Source organism: Nocardiopsis sp. NPDC055824 (assembly GCF_053616335.1).
In genome coordinates, this window is record NZ_JBSHDN010000160.1 from 1 (window position 1) to 15751 (window position 15751).

Here is a 15751-nt window from a genome sequence, read left to right on the forward strand (position 1 = left end):
ACCCCGGGCTGAGGGCCGGCCCTCAGCCCGGGGTCCCGGGGGCGCGGCCCCGGTTCAGGGGGACCCGTCGCGCCCGTGCAGCAGGCAGAACTCGTTGCCCTCCGGGTCGGCCAGCACCGTCCACCGGGCGTCCTCGGGCTGCCCCACGTCCACCGTCACCGCACCCAGCCCCCTCAGCCTCTCCAGCTCCTGGGCCACCGTCAGCCCGCCCGTGACCCTCAGGTCCAGGTGCAGGCGGTTCTTGACGGTCTTGCGCTCGGGCACGGGAAACACGTCGATCCCGATCCCGGCGTCCCCGGACGGGGCGAGGACGATCCCGTCCTCCGCCTCGTCCACGATCGGCCAGTCCAGGACACGGCTCCAGAACCCGGCCACGGCCCTGACGTCGATCGCGTCGATGGCGACCACTGCGATTCGGCTTCCCATGGCCGGGACCCTACAGGACGGCCCCGCGGACCGGCCGCACGCTCCCCAGGTGTCCCCGGGGCGGACCTACCCCCGACCCCCGTCGCCCAGCCGCGCGTCGCGCACGGCGTTGGCGACGAGGACCCGGTTCGGGGCGTCCAGCTTGGCCATCACCCGGCCCACGACCGCCTTGACGTTGCTGACGCTCATGAAGAGGGCCTCGGCGATCTCGGTGTTGGACAGGCCCCGGCTCACGGCGAGCGCCACCTCGCGTTCGCGGTCCGAGAGCACGGCCACGCGCTCCCGCGCGCCGCGCAGCGCCTCGTCCTCGGCGCTCCCGACGGCGAGGTCGATGAGCCTCCGGGTGGCCGCGTCGGCCAGGTGCGGGCGCCGCCGGTGGACCGCGAGGACGCCCTCGACGAGTTCGTCCGGGGGCGCGTCCTTGAGCAGGAAGCCGCTCGCGCCCGCGCGCAGGGCGCGGACCAGGGCGCGGTCCGAGTCCAGGGTGGTGAGGACGAGCACGGGCGGCGCGCCGGGGGCGCCGCGGATGCGCTCGGTCGCGGCCACCCCGTCGGTGCCGGGCATGCGCAGGTCCATGAGGACCACGTCGGGGGCGTGCTCGGCGACGACCCGCACCGCCTCCTCGCCGTCGCCGGCCTCCGCGACGACCTCGACCGGCCCGCCGCCGAGGAGCAGGCGCAGGCCGCGCCTGACCATCGGGTCGTCGTCGACGACCACCACTCGTACGGGTTCGCTCACGGCGACCATGGTAGGCGCACCCTCAGCTCGAAGCGGTCCTCCGTCTCGCCCCAGTCCAGGGAGCCCCCGCAGATGGCGGCGCGCTCGGCCAGCCCCACGAGCCCCACCCCCGGGTCCGGCGCGCCCTCGGCTGGGGAGCGGGGGAGGGGGTTGGCGACCTCGATGAGGACGGTCCCGCCGGCCTCGGGCACGACGCGCACGTCCACCGGCCCGGGCGCGCCGTGCTTGCGGGCGTTGGTGAGGGCCTCCTGGAGGATGCGGTAGGCGTGGCGGCCCACGTTCGCGGGCGCCGGGAGACGGCCGCTCACCTCGTCGTGCACCCGCAGCCGCACACCCGCCCTGCGGTTCTCCTCCCACAGGCGCCCGAGCTCGTCGAAGGTCGGCTGCGGCCGGTCCCCGTGCCCGTCCTCCGCCGAGCGCAGGTCGGAGAGGACGCCGCGGACCTCCGCGAGCGACTGGCGGGTGTTGGTGAGGATCTCCCGGGCCAGGGCGTCGCGGTCGGCGGGACCGAGGTCCGGGCGGTGGGTGAGCGCGGAGGCGTTCAGCGAGATGAGCGTGAGCCGGTGGGCCAGCACGTCGTGCATCTCCCGGGCGATGCGGTTGCGCTCCTCCATCCTGGCGTTCTCCACGCGGAAGCGCTGCTGCCGCTCGGCGTCGAGTGCCCGCTCCCGCAGCACGCGGACCAGGTCGACGCGGGCGCCCCGGTAGGCCGAGGCCGCGGCCAGGGCGGCGACGGCGGCGGCCACGAGCAGCAGCTCGACCCACAGGGGCCCGATCGGGCTCACGGGGGACCAGGGGTTGTGCAGGCACAAGGCCAGGGCGGCGGCGAAGACCCCGCACAGGGGCACGACCGTCCGCCACCTCCTCCCCGAGGCCTCCCGGGCGACCGCGAGCGCGGCCAGTCCGGCGGAGGCCGACGACACGGCCGGCGCGGCGGCGACCAGCCACGGGGCCCAGGGGCGGTCCCCGAACCGGCGGCTCCCCGCGATGAGCACGGCTCCCAGTGCGGCGTCGGCCGCCAGGAGGGGCCAGGGAACGGTGATCATGTTGCCGAGGTAGGAGTCGGTGGCCGCGAGGGCGGCGAACACCACGGTCGACCAGGGGGCGAGACTGCCGAGAATCCTCACGAGCACACCGTATAGCCGCTGTTCACCGGGGTTTTCCGCAGCGGCGGACCTCCGGGGAAGCGGGTACCGCGGTCCTCCCCGGGCGGTACCCGCGGCCACCCCGCCGGTACCCGGGTACACGCCCCCCGGGCCCCCGGTCGGCCCCGACCGGGACCCGGGGCGGCGGGCCCGGCACCCGGGACACTGCCCTCCACGGCGGCGCCTCCCTAGCGTGATCGGTGCTGCCCCGGAACACGTCCGGGGCACGACCACGACGACAAGGAGTCGCATGTCAGCGGTGCTCTTGGTCGCGTCGATGATCGCGTTCGCGGGCGCGGTCACCATCGCGGCGGCCCGTTTCCTCTCTCCCGGCGGGACGAAGGGGTACGCCCTCCCCGGCGCCCTGCTCCTCGTCTACGCCGTCCTCTTCGGCCTGTGGATCGTGATCCCGTGACCCTGCTCGACATCCGCGGCGTCTCCATGGCCCACGGCCGCCACCAGGTGCTCCGGGACGTCGACCTGCGGGTCGAAACCGGCCGGGTGTACGGACTGCTCGGCCCCAACGGCTCGGGCAAGACCACCCTGCTCAAGTCGGTCCTGGGCGCCAACGACCACACCGGAGCCGTCGAGCACGCCAGGGGCCTGCGCATCGGCCGCCTGATCGAGTACCCGGCGTTCTACGGCAGCCTCTCCCTGCGGGAGAACCTGGAACTGCACGCCCGCTACCTGGGGACCCCTTTGGGCGAGGTCCCCGGTCTGCTGGAGGAGGTCGGCCTGGGCGGCCGGGCGGACCTGCGCTTCTCCCGCACCTCCCTGGGCATGCGGCAGCGGCTCGGCATCGCCCGGGCGCTCCTGGGAGAACCCGGCCTGGTGCTGCTGGACGAGCCGACGAACGGCCTCGACCCCCTCGGCATCCGCGACATCAGGGAGCTGATCCGGGCCGTCCAGAGCGAACGGGGGACGAGCATGATCGTCTCCAGCCACAACCTGACCGAGATCGCCTCCCTCGCCGACCACCTGCTGTTCATGCGGGAGGGCCGGATCGTCCGGCGCATGGACGCCTCCGAGGTCCGGGGCGACCTGGAGGAGCTGTACGCCGCGATCCTGGGGGAGGGCGCATGAGGACGCTGGTCGCCAACGAGGTCCGCAAGATCCGCAGGGAGAGGTTCGTGTGGGCCGTCCTGGTCCTGAACGTCGTCCCCTTCGCCCTGGTGGTCGCCAACCACGCGGTGAACGGCGGGGATCCCACCCCGGACCGCTTCTACTTCACCTTCCACAACCAGTACACGATGGTCCTGCCCCTGGTGGTGTGCGCGACCGTCGCGGCCTGCTTCCACACCGAGTTCAGGAACGGCACCTACTTCGAGTGGCTGACCTGCGGCCGCTCCAGGTCCGCCCTGTGGGCGGCGAAGCTGGCCGTCGCCTGTTCCCTGGTGGTGCTGATGGCGGCGGTGAACCACGTGGGCCTGGTGGTGTTCTTCCTGGTCGAGAACCCCGGAGCCGGGATCCTGCGGATGAGCGCCGCCTACTGGCTCCTCGTCGGCGTCTCGATCGCCTCCGTCGCGCTCCTGTGCGCCCTGCTGACGCTGGTGACCCGCAACGTCGTCATCGTGAACGTCTTCGGGATCGGCCTGACCGTGGCCACCCTCGTGTTCATGGCCGCCGACTTCTCGTACGTGATCCCCACGTGCTTCGCCTACCGGATCAGCCTGGGCATGATCGTCCCCGACGCGGCCTACCCGGACCCCGCGCAGGCCCTCACCGCGGGCTGGGCGGTGACGGCCCTGTCCCTCGTGCTGCCGCTGGCGGCCAACCTCGCGGTCGTCACGCGCCGCCGGTACCTGCGCTGACACGGGGCTGTCTTGCGGAGGTGGACCGGCCCGGGGACGTGCCCCGGGCCGGTCCGCCCGTGCGGCGCGGCGGTGTGCCCGGGCCGGGGCACACGCGCCGGGAACCGGGATCAGCGCCCGGTCGCGCCGTCGATCTGCTCGCGGAGGATGTCGGCGTGGCCGGCGTGGCGGCCGGTCTCCTCGATCATGTGGACGAGGGCCCACCGGACGCTGGGGGCGGGACGGCCCGGCCGCATCCGGGGGAGCGGTGCGCCGAGGTCGGCGCACCCGTCGAGAACGGCGTTCGCGCGCTCGACCGTCCTCTCGTAGCGGGCGACGACGTCGGCCACACCGTCCTCGGGCCCGGCCCGGAACGTCGCCTGCCAGTCGGTGACCTCCTGCCCGAGGAACATCGCGCCCTCGACGGAGGCCAGGTGGTCGAGCAGGCCTAGCAGGTTCGTGCCGGAGGGGACCCCGGCCGACCGGACCTGCGGTTCGGGGGCGCCGGCGACCTTCGCGGCCATCGAGGCCCGCAGGTAGTCGAGGAACCCGCGCAGGACCTCGGCCTCACCGCCGCCGGTCCGCGGCGGAGGGGTGTCGCCGCGGCGGTCGCGGCGGTGGAGGGTCGGCACGGTGGCCTCCTTCGTCGGTGGAGCGGTTTCCGGCACCGGGTCAGGCGGTGCGGCGGACGATCAGGACGTGGTCGGTGACCTCGGCGGTGCTCCCGTCCGGACCCGTCGCGAGCCGGCGGGGGGCCTCGGCCCGCTCGACCGTCCACGACGCCGGGTCCAGGGCGATGCCCTCGGCGACCTCCTGCGGGGACGGGAACCGGGCGTCGGGGTCCTGGTTCCACGACCACGGCGCGACCGAACCGTGGTCGACGACCAGGAGCCGCCCGCCCGGACGCAGCGCGTGCGCCGCCGAGCGCAGGACGGCCGCCCGGTCCAGGGCGAAGAAGGTCTGGAGGTAGTGGGCGCTGACCAGGTCGAACCGGCCCTGCGGGAAGGACGCGTCCAGGTCGTGCCGCTCGGCGGCGACCAGGTCGCCCAGGCCGTGTGAGCGGGCGAGGCCGGTGAGGCGCTCGACCGCCACGGCCGAGATGTCCACGGCGGTGACCTGCCACCCGCGCCGGGCGAGCCACAGTGCGTCACCGCCGCCTCCGCACCCCAGGTCCAGCACACGGCCGGGCGGCAGGTCCGCGACCACCTCGGTGAGGCGGGCGTTGGGCCGCGGGTCGGTGGCCGCGGGGTGGGACGAGTGGACGTCGTTCCAGAACGTGACCGCATCGGTGGTGTCCATAAGGGCTCCTTCAGTCGGAATGCTCCCAGTCTCACCGCACCCACCACGATCTGGCACGAAAACTTGCGGTTCTGGCAAGCTGGCGGGATGGACCGTGAAACAGAAGACGTTCTCGACGTGGTCGGACCCCGACTGCGCGCGCTGCGCCGCGAGCGCGGCATCACCCTCGCCGACCTCGCCGCGACGACCGGGGTCTCGGAGAGCACCCTGTCCCGGCTGGAGAGCGGCCGGCGCCGGGCGACCCTGGAACTGCTGCTGCCGCTGGCCCGCACCTACGACGTCCCCCTGGACGTCCTGGTCGGCGCCCCGCGCACCGGGGACCCCCGGATCCACCTGAAGCCGATCCGCCGGTTCGGAATGGTCTTCGTGCCGCTGTCCAGGCGGCCGGGCGGCACGCAGGCGTTCAAGATGGTCATCCCCGCCGTGCCCGCCCCGCTCGAACCGACACCGCAGACCCACGAGGGGTTCGAGTGGCTGTACGTGCTCAACGGGCGCCTGCGGCTCGTGCTCGGCGAGCGGGACCTGACGCTGCCGCCCGGCGAGGTGGCCGAGTTCGACACGTCCCAGCCGCACTGGCTGGGCAGCGCCGACGGCGGCGCGGTCGAGCTCCTCATCCTGTTCGACCTGCAGGGGGTGCGCGCGCACGTGCGCACGGGTACCGCGTCCCAGGGCAGCTGAGACGCGGTCGGGGCCGGGACGAACGCCCGGGCGGGAGCCCCCGGCCGCCCCGCTCCCGGGGCCGGGAGCCGCGCACGGCTCGGGCCCGCCCCGCGGCTCACCGCAGCCCCGGAGCGGGCCCGAACACTGCTCAGAAGAAGAACCCCGCGACGCCCCGACCGGCCGCGACCGCGGTCCGGCACCAGTCCATGCAGGACTCGGCGGCGCTCAGGACGGAGGGGTCGAGGGCGGCCCTGCGCTCCTCGGTGACGGCCTCCCACTGTTCGAGGGCCTTCCGGCACTCGGTGAGGCTCCACTCGCCGTAGCACGGCTCGAGCTCGGGTGCGGGAAGGGGTGAGGGCACACAGCCGAAACTGAACTCCTCGACGCCGACCGCGGTCACCCCCAGCTCCGCCAAGCCCTTGTCGACCGTCTCCAGCCACCCCGACCTCATGGGGCTGAAGTCGTTGTTGAACAGGGAGCGGCCGTGGAACGCGCAGATCCACTTGTAGGCGTAGCCGTACACGAAGCCGTACTGCTCGTCGAAGGGGCCGCCCTCGATGACCGCGCGGATCGCGTCGCGGATGGAGGGGCCGCCCTCGTCGGAGACGTGGGAGAACTGGTCGTCGAAGCCGCTCAGGTGCTGTTTGAACCGGCCGCCGATCATCCGGCGGAGCTTGTCGTCCTTCGACCCCACGGATGCGTGCAGGACGTCGAGGTCGACCACGTATGTCGTCAGCGAGTAGCTCATAGCGGGGAAGCTATCGCCCGGCGACGACATCGGGGAGCGGAGGTCGGTGCCGGTGGTCTCCAGGGGCCAGGGGAGCGAACCCGTGCCGGTGACGCCCGTTTCCGTCGGAGCGCTGCATCCCATGTCGGTCCTCCTCGTCCCTTCCTGTGGCCGGCCGGGGCCGACCCGGTCCCGGCGCCGGATCCGGTGCCGGTCCGGTCAGTCCTGCGCGGTGGCGGTGTCGGTCTTGACCAGGCGCTTGGTGGAGCGGCGGAAGGCCCAGACGACGGCGACGGCGGCCAGGGCGGTCAGGGGGAAGCCGGTCACGGTGTCGGCGATGGCCAGGCCGGCGGTGGAGTCGGCGACGTAGAGCCACTGGCGGACGATGAACCGGCCGGCGAAGACCGCGGTTATGGCGAGGGTCGCCAGGTCGTGCACGAGCAGGGTGGGACGGTCCTCGCGCCAGGGGTGGGCGCCGCCGTGGACGGCGTTCCAGATGACGCCGGTGAGCGGGCGGCGGACCAGGAGGGAGAGGAGCGTGACGATCCCTCCGGCGAAGGAGGCCCAGATCCCGATGAGGAAGAAGTCGTTGGCCGACCCGGTCATGGCGGAGACCCCGCCGGCGGCCGCGACGCCGAACACCCCGCCCAGCGCGGACATGAGCTTCTCGCCGCGCCACATCCGGAAGACGGCCAGGACGGCGGCGATGGCGATCGCGGCGCCGATGGCGGCCATGAGCGACATGAAGGGGACGGCCAGGGCGAAGGCCACGACCGGCAGGGTCGTGTAGACCATCCCGGAGGGGCCGCCCAACCCGTCGAGCACGGCCTGCTTCATGTCCACCGGCTGCTCGGGAGCCTCGTCGGCGCGGGCGGGTCCGGGGACGGGGGGCGGGGTGAGGCCGGGGGAGGTTTCGTGGGTGAGGCCGGTGTCGAGGTCCTTGGCTGCGGTCATCGCGTCCTCCCGGTGGGTTCGTCGTGAGTGGTTCTGTGCCGCTGTGGAACCAGTCAAAACCGTGCCGTTGCGGCATGGTCAACCTGCTCGTCACGAAAAGTCCCCGGGCGCGACGGTGAGTGACACCCTCTCCGGGTTCCTGACCTGCGGAGATCCTGTGCGATGAAAAAATCGAACTTTCCGTCGATCCCTGACGGTTCTCCGCCGCGTCCGTGCCGGGGAGTGCGGCCTTTCGGTCACGTCCGCCCCTCCGGGCCCGTGCGGCGCCCCGGTCCCAGGACTGCGCGGCCCGTTCCGGCGGGGTCGGCCGCGCGTGCCCGGAGCGGAGCGGAGCTTTCTTCGCTCCGCTCTGAGCCGCTCGGGAGACCCGGTGCCCGTGCGGTTGGCCTCAGCCCGCCCCGAGGTGTGGGGGTCGCGTGGCTCGTTTCACTGCCGCCCTCACAGCGTGCTCTCATCGGGATGATGCTCGACCGGCTGGTCGGCGCCGGGAAAGGCCGAGCCGTACCGGCGGTTGTGGGGCGAGGCTGACGTGCCGAGGGGCGACGCCGAGACGGTCGCCGGCCAGGCCTGCATGGAGGCGCCGCAGGGATGACGGAAGCCCGCCCCCAGGGAAGCGGGGCGGGATTCGGTGTCTACATGAGTTCAGCGCGCCGAGCCAGGGCGTGGAGAGTGATGACGCCGACGGCGATCAGGGCCCAGATGGCCCAGGCCCACCACGCTGCGCCCGGCAAGAGGGTGATCAGGGCGAGGGCGAGCGTCGCCCACGAAATCCAGACCCACGTTTTCGTGCTCATGGTCTCCCTCGGGGGTTGGGGGTCAGGTGAGAGTCCACGCCGGATCATAGTCCGGGTGGTCGGTGTAGGGGGCGGGCGGGAATCCGGAGACGCGCCGCCCCGACCGGCTGGTACCACCGCGGTCGGGGCGGTCGTGCATCTGCTGGCCACCGCCATCGAGGTGGGCCGGGACCTGTCCTCGATGAGCGGCATCTGGCCGACAGCTCCTATCGTCTGCTGTCGGCCTGGCGGGCCGGCCTCACTTCAGGTGCCGGGCGAAGAACCGGTTCCCGGCGTCCCCCTCGAACTGCGGGACGCCGGTGTGCCCGCCCATATTGGCGTGCAGCGTCTTCTCCCTGGAACCGAAGGCGTCGAACAGGTCCAGGGCCAGCTGCCGGTCGTTTCCTTCGTCGTCCCACTGCAACAGGACCTGCAGCGGAACGGTGACCTGCCGGGCCTCCTCGAACATGGTGCGGGGCACAAAACTCCCGGCGAACAGAAGGGCTGCCGAGATGCGCGGCTCGACCACCGCCAGCCGGATGCCGATGGAGATCACTCCCCCCGAGAACCCGACCGGGCCGCCGATCTCGGGCAGCGAAAGGAGGGCGTCCAGTGCGGTCCGCCATTCCGGGACCGCCTTCTCGACCAGCGGGAGGACGAGCCGGTCGACGATCTCGTCGTTGACCGGCTCACCGGCCCCCAGCGCCCGGAGCAAGTCGGCGCGGGCCTCCTCGGCGGCGGCCGAACGAGGCCGGTCACCGCCCCCAGGGAGCTCGATGGTGGCCGCGGCGAAGCCCTCCGCCACGGAGTGCCGGGCCCGCTCCGCCAGCCGGGGGTACATCTTGCGCAGTCCGCCGGGGTGGCCGAGCAGGATCAGCGGGGCCGGTGCGGATACGGATCCGGGCGTCCACAGGATGCCGGGGATCTCGCCGAGAGTGAATTCGCGCTCGCGGACGCCTTCGTCGAGGCGCTGTTCGGAAGTGAATCGCACGGTCGTGCCTTTCAGGAGTGCTCTTGAGCGGCGCTCCCGGACGACCTATCGTCCGACCATGACCCCGGAGGGGAGCACCCATGTTGATACTGCGTTCACGGGTACCACCTCCTCGCTCTCCGGCACGGCCTCCGGAAAAGTAGCAGTGGTCGCCGTGGTCCGCCAACGGGTTTTTGCGGAGCCTCCGGGGCCCGCCGCGAAGGCGATCACGCTCAGCCAGCAAGTTCCAACGGATCCACAGCCGCTCGCTCAACAAGTGCAGAGAAGGTCAAGGACATGAGCGCCTGTCCCCCAGGACGGGTTGTCGTCGTGTCCGGGGTGGGGGCCGCCCAGCTGGTAGAACTCGCCCCGCCCGTGTGAACCGCGCACCGCCAGCCTGGCGCGCAGCTCGGCAACCGGGGCGGTCGGGACCACCTGGAGTCGGGCGGTTCGTGAGCCCCACATGTGGGGATCGCGTCGTGGTCCACCGGGTTCGGCTCGCGTGGCGGGACGCGTCAGCCCTCGTGGCCGGGGGAGGTGTTCAAGGGCTGCTGGGTCCCGGCGACGTGGGGGAAGGCCCTGCCGGTGCCGGTCCGGCAGGGCTCTTCCCGTCAGGGGGGCGGGGCCACCCGGTTGTCGGGCTCGTCGATCCACACCTGGTGGCCGATCGCGGTGACGGTGAGCCCGAACCGGTCCCGGCCGGGCATCCCCCATCCCGCCCACGTGAGGTAGGCCCTCTCCACCTCGTCCCACAGGTCGCGCGGGCCCCTCTGCTCGACGCCTGTCCGGGCGTAGCCGGGGTCGTAGGCGATGCGGGCCTGGGAGGAGCCGTCCCACATCCACACCTGGAAGGCGCCCTCCTCCCCGTCGGCTCCGTGCGCCTGGACCCCGGGGACCATGGCGCTGACGGTGACGTGGGCCCCCGGCGCGGCGCGCATGACCCGGCGGGGGTCGAGCAGTGTCGACCCCTCGCGCCAGCCCTCTCCGTCGAAGTCGGGGCCGGCGGGGCGCTGGGCCCGCATCAGCATGTAGGTGCTGCCGCCCGCGAACCGGCCGACGGCGCGGCTGTCGTCGAGGACGGTGAGTCTCACACGGTGGCCGTGGCCGAACCCGGGCACCCACGGCGCGACGACGGTGCCGCCCGGCCGGGTCTGCTCCACCCACGCCATCGGGACCTCGCGCACGCCGCAGGTGGCGTGGACCCCGTCGTAGAGGGCGCCCGACTGCCAGCCCAGTGCCCCGTCGCCCGTGACGAGGGTGGGGGTGAGGCCGGCCCGCTCCAGGTTCACCGCTGCCTGCCGGGCGACCTGTTCGTCGACCTCGATCGAGGTCACGGCGTCGGCGCCGAGCACGGTGGACAGCAGCGCGGCCGTCCACCCGGTCCCGGTGCCTATCTCCAGCACCTGGTCGCCGGGGTAGGGGTCGAGCAGTTCGAGGAAGGCGGCCACCATGCCCGGCGCGGACGCGGAGCTGGTCCCCGTCCCGGTGCCGAGGGTCAGGTCGCCTTCGCCGTCGTCGAGCTGGGTGACGACGGCGGTGTCGGTGTAGACCGCCGCACGCCAGGCGTCGGGGTCCCGGCCCCGGTCGATGGGGTGGGGCGGAGCGCCGTCCGTGGGAACCGCCCACGCCCGGGCCGGGACGAACTTCTCACGCGGTACGGAGCGCAGTGCGTCGCGCCAACGCGGTTCGGTCAGGTACCCCGACCGCGTCAGCGCGTCGACCAGGTTGTCGGTCCCGGGCATTACTTCGGCTTCTCGCGGGTTCCGCCGCCCGGGGGCGGCGTGTCGGGGGACTGCGGCGGCGGTTCGTAGGGCTTGCTGGGCTTGGGAGCACCCTGGTGTTTGGCCGTCATGGCACTGTCCTGTCGCTCAGGGAGAGGATTCAGAGTGACGGTAACTCACCGTGACTGATCTGTCAGTGGACCGGCCGATGCCGGACAGCGCGGGTTGCACCGCGTTGAGCAGGGGCACCGCCAGTCTCCCGGGCCGCCTCACTCGCGAAGGCCGGGTCCTTGAGCGTCCCTTCTTCGCCGGTGTGAGCCCCACGCGCGTCGGGATGGGCCGTCGTGCTGCGCCGGGCCCACGGGCCCGGCGCCGACGGCCTTCTCCCGCCGCGCCTCTGGTGTGGGGAGCGGCCTTCTCGGTCGGTGGGATGTCGGGAGAGGGGGGTAGGGCGCGGTCTGGGAGCAGCAGAGGCAGGACTCCCCGCAGGCGGCCGGCGCGCCGGAGCCGACACCCTCACCGACGCCGGCCTCACGGCAGGAGGTCACGGCCACGGCCTCCGACGCGGCACGCATCCGCGCCTACAGCGTCAGTGGTGAGACCGCTCTGACCGTCCACATCTACCTGGGAGAGTGCACGTCCGGCCATGTTCCGGCCAGTGCTCGGGAAGAGGCGCAGAGGCGCTGCCCCTGACCCCGGCACGAAGGTCCGCGTGGCCGGACGGGGCCCGGGTCGCACATCGTCGGGCGCACACCGCCGCGCCGCGTCCAGGAACAGTGCGGGACACGGGCGGCACCGCAGGTGCGGGAGCGTGCGTCAGGGCTTGCGACCCACCCCGCAGTGCTCGTCCACGTCGTTGGCCGAGCCCACCTCGGTGGGGTCCGGCCGCCAGCGGGGGCAGGAGACGACCCCGGGTTCGAGCAGTTCCAGGCCCTCGAAGAACGCCGCGAGCCGTTCGGGGGTGCGGTTCACGCGGGGACTCCCGCCCGAGGCGTTCCACCGGCGCACCATCGCGTCCATCTCCTCGGGGTGGATCACGTCGGTGTCGTCGGAGACGACCAGGAGGCTCCCCGGGGCCAGGGCCGCCATGAGTTCGGCCACCAGGACACGGGCCTCCCCGTCGTCGGTGACGTGGGCCAGCACCCCGGCCAGGACGAGCGCCACCGGCCGGGAGAGGTCCAGGGTCCGGGCCGCCTCCCGGACGATCCTCCCCGTCTCACGGATGTCGGCCCCCACGTAGCCGGTCGCGCCCTCCGCGGTCCCCACGAGCAGGGCCCGTGCGTGCGCCAGCACGAGCGGGTCGTCGGCCACGTAGACCACGCGCGACTCCGGGGCCGCCGCCTGCGCGATCACGTGGACGTCCTGCGCCGTGGGCAGCTCGCTGCCGACGCACAGGAACTGGCGCACCCCGTGCTCGTGGACCAGCCGGGTGATCGCCCGGCGCAGGAAGTCGCGGGCGGCCCTGGCGATCTCCAGGACGTGCGGGTTCGTCTCCAGGATCTCGTCGGCGACCGCCTTGTCCGCCGGGTAGTAGTCCTTGCCGCCCATCCAGTAGTTCCAGACGCGGGCCGACTGCGGCACGGAGGCGTCGATCATCGGGGGGCGTGCCTCGGAGGGGGTCACATGCGGCTCGCTTCTGTCCTCACGGGTCGACCGGGGGAGGGGACCCTGTCCGGTCGAACAGAGTGGCACAGCGCGGGAAGCCCTGCCACCACGGGACTCCAGTGTCTCAGGCGAGCTGCGGCGGACGGCTACCGCCGCCCGGGACCGGCCGCCGTGCGGCGCCGTAGGGGGGCGAGACCGACGGCCAGGCCGAGCCCGATCACCGCCATCCCCAGCCAGGTCCCGGCCGTGGGGAGGGGCGCGCCGAACAGGGCTCCGATCAGCGCCGCGGCCGGTGCGGCCGCGCCCGCGGCGAGCCCCGCGCCGCCTGCCCCGATGCGCCCCACACCCGTGAACCACAGGACGAACGCCAGCGCGGTCGCCACGACCCCCAGGTAGGCGACCGCCCCCAGCGATGCGGGGGTGAGGAGCAGGCCGAGGTCCGCGCGCTCGGTCGCGGCGGACAGCACGGCGAACACCAGCGCGGCCACGGCCGCGGTCGAGGCCGTGTAGCTCCAAGCCCCCATGCGCGGCAGCGCGGGTGCGCCGAACAGGGTGAGCCCCGCCTCCAGGGCGATCAGGGACAGGGCCATGAGGATGCCGAGGGCGTCGGCGGTGCCCCAGCCGGTCACCGCGACCGCTCCGAGGCTGACGACGACGGCCCCGGCGACAAGCCGCCGCGACGGGCGCTTACCGCGGGTGAGCGGACCGGCCACCGAGAGGACGATCGGGATGCAGGCGACGGCGGCGCCCAGGACGGCGGGTTCGGCGTGCGCGGTGCCGATCACCACGGCGATGTTGAAGCCGACCAGGCCCGAGAGGGCGCCTCCGGTGACCCAGAGGAGGTCGCGGCCCCGGGGGAGTACGAGGCGCTTGCCGAGCAGGCGTGCCAGGGCCGCCACCGTGAGGGCGGCGACGGCGTACCGGGCGCTCTGGAGGCCGAACGCGGGGAGTCCGGCGGTTGCTCCGATGACCGCGACGCTGCTGCCCAGCAGGGCCATGCCGGCGAGGGCGGGCCACAGCCCCCACAGGATGCCGGGGGAGCCGGGGGCGGTGCGGGGGCGCGGGGAGGACGGGACGGGTGTTGTCTGCATGCGGTCCAGACTGGCCCCTCCTTGGTCCCGCCGACAGGGCCAAGTCCGGCGCAATAGAATGGTCCAAATGGGCCAGGGTTCCGACTTCCTCCAACTCGACGCCGCCGGGGTTCCCAGGGGTGGGCGCACCGGCTGGCTGGCCTCCGCCCTGCGCGAGGCGATCGGTACCGGTGTCCTGGGGCCGGGGGCGCGCATGCCCGCGACGAGGGCACTGGCCGAGGACCTCGGCTTCGCGCGCGGCACCGTCGTGGAGGCCTACCGGCGCCTCACGGAGGAGGGGCTCCTCGCCGCCAACCGTGGAGCCGGGACCACGGTGGCGGCGGGCCCCGTCCTCCGGGAGCCGTCGCCCCGCGTGGCGCCCCGCACCCGGTCCGGGGCCGGCTCCCGCCCCGGAGCTGGGGGAACAGGCGACCCCGCCGCCGCACCCTCCCCCGAACCGGGTCGACGGCCCGGGGAGGGGTCCGGGCGGACGCCCGGCCCCGGCGTGACCGCACCGGGTCCCGGACCCGGTGGTGTCGCTCCCGGCAGCACCGCGCCCGCCGAGGTCACGGACCTCTCCACCGGTCTGCCCGACCTCGCGGCGTTCCCGCGCGGCGCGTGGCTGCGGGCCGAGCGCGAGGTCCTGGCCACCGCGACCGCCCGCCAGCTCGGTTACGCCCCGCCCCAGGGCACCCCCGAACTGCGCGTCGAACTGTCCGCCTGGCTGGCCAGGTCGAGGGGCGTGGACGCCCCTCCGGAGCGGATCGTCGTGTCGGCCGGGGTGACCGGGGCGCTCAGCCTCCTCGCCCAGGTGTTGCGCGACCGGGGTGTGGAGGAGGTGGCGCTGGAGGACCCCGGGGCCGACGGCAACCGCCGCATCCTGGGCTACTGGATGGACCGCGTCACGCCGGTCCCCGTGGACGGCGAGGGGATCGACGTGGCCGGGCTGGCGCGCACCTCCGCGACGGCGGTCTCCGTGACCCCCGCGCACCAGTTCCCCACGGGTGTCGTCCTCTCGCCCGGCCGCCGGCGCGACCTGGTGGCCTGGGCGGGGGAGCGGGACGGGATCGTCATCGAGGACGACTACGACGCCGAGTACCGCTACGACCGCTCACCGGTCCGCGCCATGCACTCCCTCGCCCCGCACGCCGTCGCCTACACCTCCAGCCTGTCCAAGACCCTGGCCCCGGCGCTGCGCCTGGGCTGGCTCGTCCCGCCGCCGCGGCTGCTCGACGCGGTGGTGGAGCGGCGCTGGGCCACCGACCTCGGCTCACCGGTGCTGCCCCAGCTCGTCCTGGCCGCACTGCTGAGGGACGGGACGCTGGCCCGGCACCTGCGTTCGATGCGTACCAGGCACCGGGCCCGCCAGCGCGCGGCCGTCGCGGCGGTGCGCGAATACATGCCCGGGTGCCCGGTCCTCGGGGTGGCGGCCGGGGTCCACCTGCTGGTCATGCTGCCGGACGGGGCGGACGACGAGGAGGTCGCGGCCCGCGCCCTGGACGCGGGGGTCGCCGTGCAGCCGCTGAGCCGCAACCGCTCGGCGCCCGGCGCTCCGGGCCTGGTGGTCAGCTACGCGGGCCACGACCCGGAACGGCTCCGCGACGCCGTCGCGCGGCTCGGCCGGGTCGTCTGAGGGGCGGCGGGCCGGAGGTTGTCCACAGGGCGGCGGCCGGGGCTGGTCGGGGGCGCGGACGGGCGCCTACGCTGGAAATCGGGGGGACCCCACGCGGGCGGCCCATGACCGGGCCCCGACGCGCGAACACGCCGACGCCCTCCCCGCCCCAGCGTCGGCTCCCGCGCCCTCCCCGCTCACGCCCCCGCCGCTGCCCGGGGCCCTGGCACAGCGGACGGCCGCCGCCCACCGGGTGGGGAA

At 73.9% G+C, this 15751-nt stretch carries 17 protein-coding genes; 5 read left to right on the plus strand and 12 right to left on the minus strand.

Annotated elements, in window-relative coordinates; all coding sequences use genetic code 11:
- Window positions 1–54: 54 nt before the first annotated feature.
- The 3 genes from ACWGL3_RS24505 to ACWGL3_RS24515 form a co-directional block, all read right to left on the minus strand.
- The gene (locus tag ACWGL3_RS24505; RefSeq protein ID WP_452461828.1) at window positions 55–426 is read right to left on the minus strand and encodes a VOC family protein; all 372 of its coding nucleotides are present in this window, start codon (window positions 424–426) and stop codon (window positions 55–57) included.
- 66 nt (window positions 427–492) lie between these two features.
- Window positions 493–1173 (minus strand): response regulator, encoded by a 681-nt coding sequence (locus ACWGL3_RS24510; RefSeq protein WP_452461829.1) that lies wholly within the window; start codon window positions 1171–1173, stop codon window positions 493–495.
- Entirely contained in the window at window positions 1161–2291 is a 1131-nt protein-coding gene (locus ACWGL3_RS24515; RefSeq protein WP_452461830.1) for a sensor histidine kinase, read from the minus strand. Before ACWGL3_RS24515 ends, ACWGL3_RS24510 begins: the two co-directional genes overlap by 13 nt.
- 268 nt (window positions 2292–2559) lie before the next feature.
- Between ACWGL3_RS24515 and ACWGL3_RS24520 the strand changes: the two genes are divergently transcribed.
- The 3 genes from ACWGL3_RS24520 to ACWGL3_RS24530 are packed head-to-tail and all read left to right on the plus strand — an operon-like array spanning window position 2560 to window position 4120.
- Complete coding sequence (locus tag ACWGL3_RS24520; protein WP_267945277.1) at window positions 2560–2724, plus strand: histidine kinase; 165 nt, start codon at window positions 2560–2562, stop codon at window positions 2722–2724.
- Complete coding sequence (locus ACWGL3_RS24525; RefSeq protein ID WP_267945276.1) at window positions 2721–3392, plus strand: ABC transporter ATP-binding protein; 672 nt, start codon at window positions 2721–2723, stop codon at window positions 3390–3392. Before ACWGL3_RS24520 ends, ACWGL3_RS24525 begins: the two co-directional genes overlap by 4 nt.
- Window positions 3389–4120, plus strand: coding sequence for an ABC transporter permease (locus ACWGL3_RS24530; protein ID WP_267945275.1), 732 nt, complete (start codon window positions 3389–3391; stop codon window positions 4118–4120). The genes ACWGL3_RS24525 and ACWGL3_RS24530 overlap by 4 nt, the downstream gene beginning before the upstream one ends.
- A 110-nt stretch (window positions 4121–4230) precedes the next feature.
- Here the strand turns inward: ACWGL3_RS24530 and ACWGL3_RS24535 are convergent, their stop codons facing one another.
- Window positions 4231–4731, minus strand: a complete 501-nt coding sequence (locus ACWGL3_RS24535; RefSeq protein WP_267945274.1) for a DinB family protein — start codon at window positions 4729–4731, stop codon at window positions 4231–4233.
- Between the two features lie 40 nt (window positions 4732–4771).
- Entirely contained in the window at window positions 4772–5398 is a 627-nt protein-coding gene (locus ACWGL3_RS24540; RefSeq protein ID WP_452461831.1) for a class I SAM-dependent methyltransferase, read from the minus strand.
- Window positions 5399–5485: 87 nt separating this feature from the next.
- On the opposite strand from ACWGL3_RS24540, the gene ACWGL3_RS24545 reads away from it, so the two are divergent.
- The gene (locus ACWGL3_RS24545) at window positions 5486–6076 is read left to right on the plus strand and encodes a helix-turn-helix domain-containing protein (protein ID WP_267945272.1); all 591 of its coding nucleotides are present in this window, start codon (window positions 5486–5488) and stop codon (window positions 6074–6076) included.
- Between the two features lie 130 nt (window positions 6077–6206).
- Here the strand turns inward: ACWGL3_RS24545 and ACWGL3_RS24550 are convergent, their stop codons facing one another.
- The 7 genes from ACWGL3_RS24550 to ACWGL3_RS24580 all read right to left on the minus strand — a co-directional run bounded on the left by ACWGL3_RS24550 (window position 6207) and on the right by ACWGL3_RS24580 (window position 13899).
- Complete coding sequence (locus ACWGL3_RS24550; protein WP_267945271.1) at window positions 6207–6806, minus strand: DUF7691 family protein; 600 nt, start codon at window positions 6804–6806, stop codon at window positions 6207–6209.
- Window positions 6807–7004: 198 nt separating this feature from the next.
- Window positions 7005–7739, minus strand: a complete 735-nt coding sequence (locus tag ACWGL3_RS24555; protein ID WP_452461832.1) for a DUF3159 domain-containing protein — start codon at window positions 7737–7739, stop codon at window positions 7005–7007.
- 632 nt (window positions 7740–8371) lie between these two features.
- Window positions 8372–8533, minus strand: a complete 162-nt coding sequence (locus ACWGL3_RS24560; RefSeq protein ID WP_267945269.1) for a hypothetical protein — start codon at window positions 8531–8533, stop codon at window positions 8372–8374.
- A gap of 238 nt (window positions 8534–8771) precedes the next feature.
- Complete coding sequence (locus ACWGL3_RS24565; protein WP_267945268.1) at window positions 8772–9503, minus strand: alpha/beta hydrolase family protein; 732 nt, start codon at window positions 9501–9503, stop codon at window positions 8772–8774.
- Between the two features lie 590 nt (window positions 9504–10093).
- Window positions 10094–11224 carry a methyltransferase domain-containing protein gene (locus ACWGL3_RS24570; RefSeq protein WP_267945267.1) on the minus strand — a complete coding sequence of 377 codons (1131 nt, stop codon included), beginning with the start codon at window positions 11222–11224 and terminating at the stop codon, window positions 10094–10096.
- A 795-nt stretch (window positions 11225–12019) separates the two neighbouring features.
- A complete protein-coding gene (locus ACWGL3_RS24575; protein ID WP_267950424.1) occupies window positions 12020–12799 on the minus strand; it encodes an SAM-dependent methyltransferase in 780 nt (259 codons plus the stop codon).
- A gap of 155 nt (window positions 12800–12954) precedes the next feature.
- Complete coding sequence (locus tag ACWGL3_RS24580; protein ID WP_267945266.1) at window positions 12955–13899, minus strand: DMT family transporter; 945 nt, start codon at window positions 13897–13899, stop codon at window positions 12955–12957.
- 67 nt (window positions 13900–13966) lie between these two features.
- Between ACWGL3_RS24580 and pdxR the strand changes: the two genes are divergently transcribed.
- Window positions 13967–15511: a MocR-like pyridoxine biosynthesis transcription factor PdxR gene (gene pdxR / locus ACWGL3_RS24585; protein ID WP_267945265.1), complete on the plus strand. Its 1545-nt coding sequence runs from the start codon at window positions 13967–13969 to the stop codon at window positions 15509–15511.
- The last annotated feature ends 240 nt before the right edge of the window (window positions 15512–15751 follow it).

Coding starts and splice junctions, on each gene's coding strand:
- ACWGL3_RS24545 (WP_267945272.1), top strand. CDS start 5,486: ATGGACCGTGAAACAGAAGACGTTCTCGACGTGGTCGGACCCCGACTG.
- ACWGL3_RS24530 (WP_267945275.1), top strand. CDS start 3,389: ATGAGGACGCTGGTCGCCAACGAGGTCCGCAAGATCCGCAGGGAGAGG.
- ACWGL3_RS24575 (WP_267950424.1), bottom strand. CDS start 12,799: ATGATCGACGCCTCCGTGCCGCAGTCGGCCCGCGTCTGGAACTACTGG.
- ACWGL3_RS24570 (WP_267945267.1), bottom strand. CDS start 11,224: ATGCCCGGGACCGACAACCTGGTCGACGCGCTGACGCGGTCGGGGTAC.
- ACWGL3_RS24560 (WP_267945269.1), bottom strand. CDS start 8,533: ATGAGCACGAAAACGTGGGTCTGGATTTCGTGGGCGACGCTCGCCCTC.
- ACWGL3_RS24520 (WP_267945277.1), top strand. CDS start 2,560: ATGTCAGCGGTGCTCTTGGTCGCGTCGATGATCGCGTTCGCGGGCGCG.
- ACWGL3_RS24540 (WP_452461831.1), bottom strand. CDS start 5,398: ATGGACACCACCGATGCGGTCACGTTCTGGAACGACGTCCACTCGTCC.
- pdxR (WP_267945265.1), top strand. CDS start 13,967: ATGGGCCAGGGTTCCGACTTCCTCCAACTCGACGCCGCCGGGGTTCCC.
- ACWGL3_RS24555 (WP_452461832.1), bottom strand. CDS start 7,739: ATGACCGCAGCCAAGGACCTCGACACCGGCCTCACCCACGAAACCTCC.
- ACWGL3_RS24505 (WP_452461828.1), bottom strand. CDS start 426: ATGGGAAGCCGAATCGCAGTGGTCGCCATCGACGCGATCGACGTCAGG.
- ACWGL3_RS24580 (WP_267945266.1), bottom strand. CDS start 13,899: ATGCAGACAACACCCGTCCCGTCCTCCCCGCGCCCCCGCACCGCCCCC.
- ACWGL3_RS24550 (WP_267945271.1), bottom strand. CDS start 6,806: ATGAGCTACTCGCTGACGACATACGTGGTCGACCTCGACGTCCTGCAC.
- ACWGL3_RS24510 (WP_452461829.1), bottom strand. CDS start 1,173: ATGGTCGCCGTGAGCGAACCCGTACGAGTGGTGGTCGTCGACGACGAC.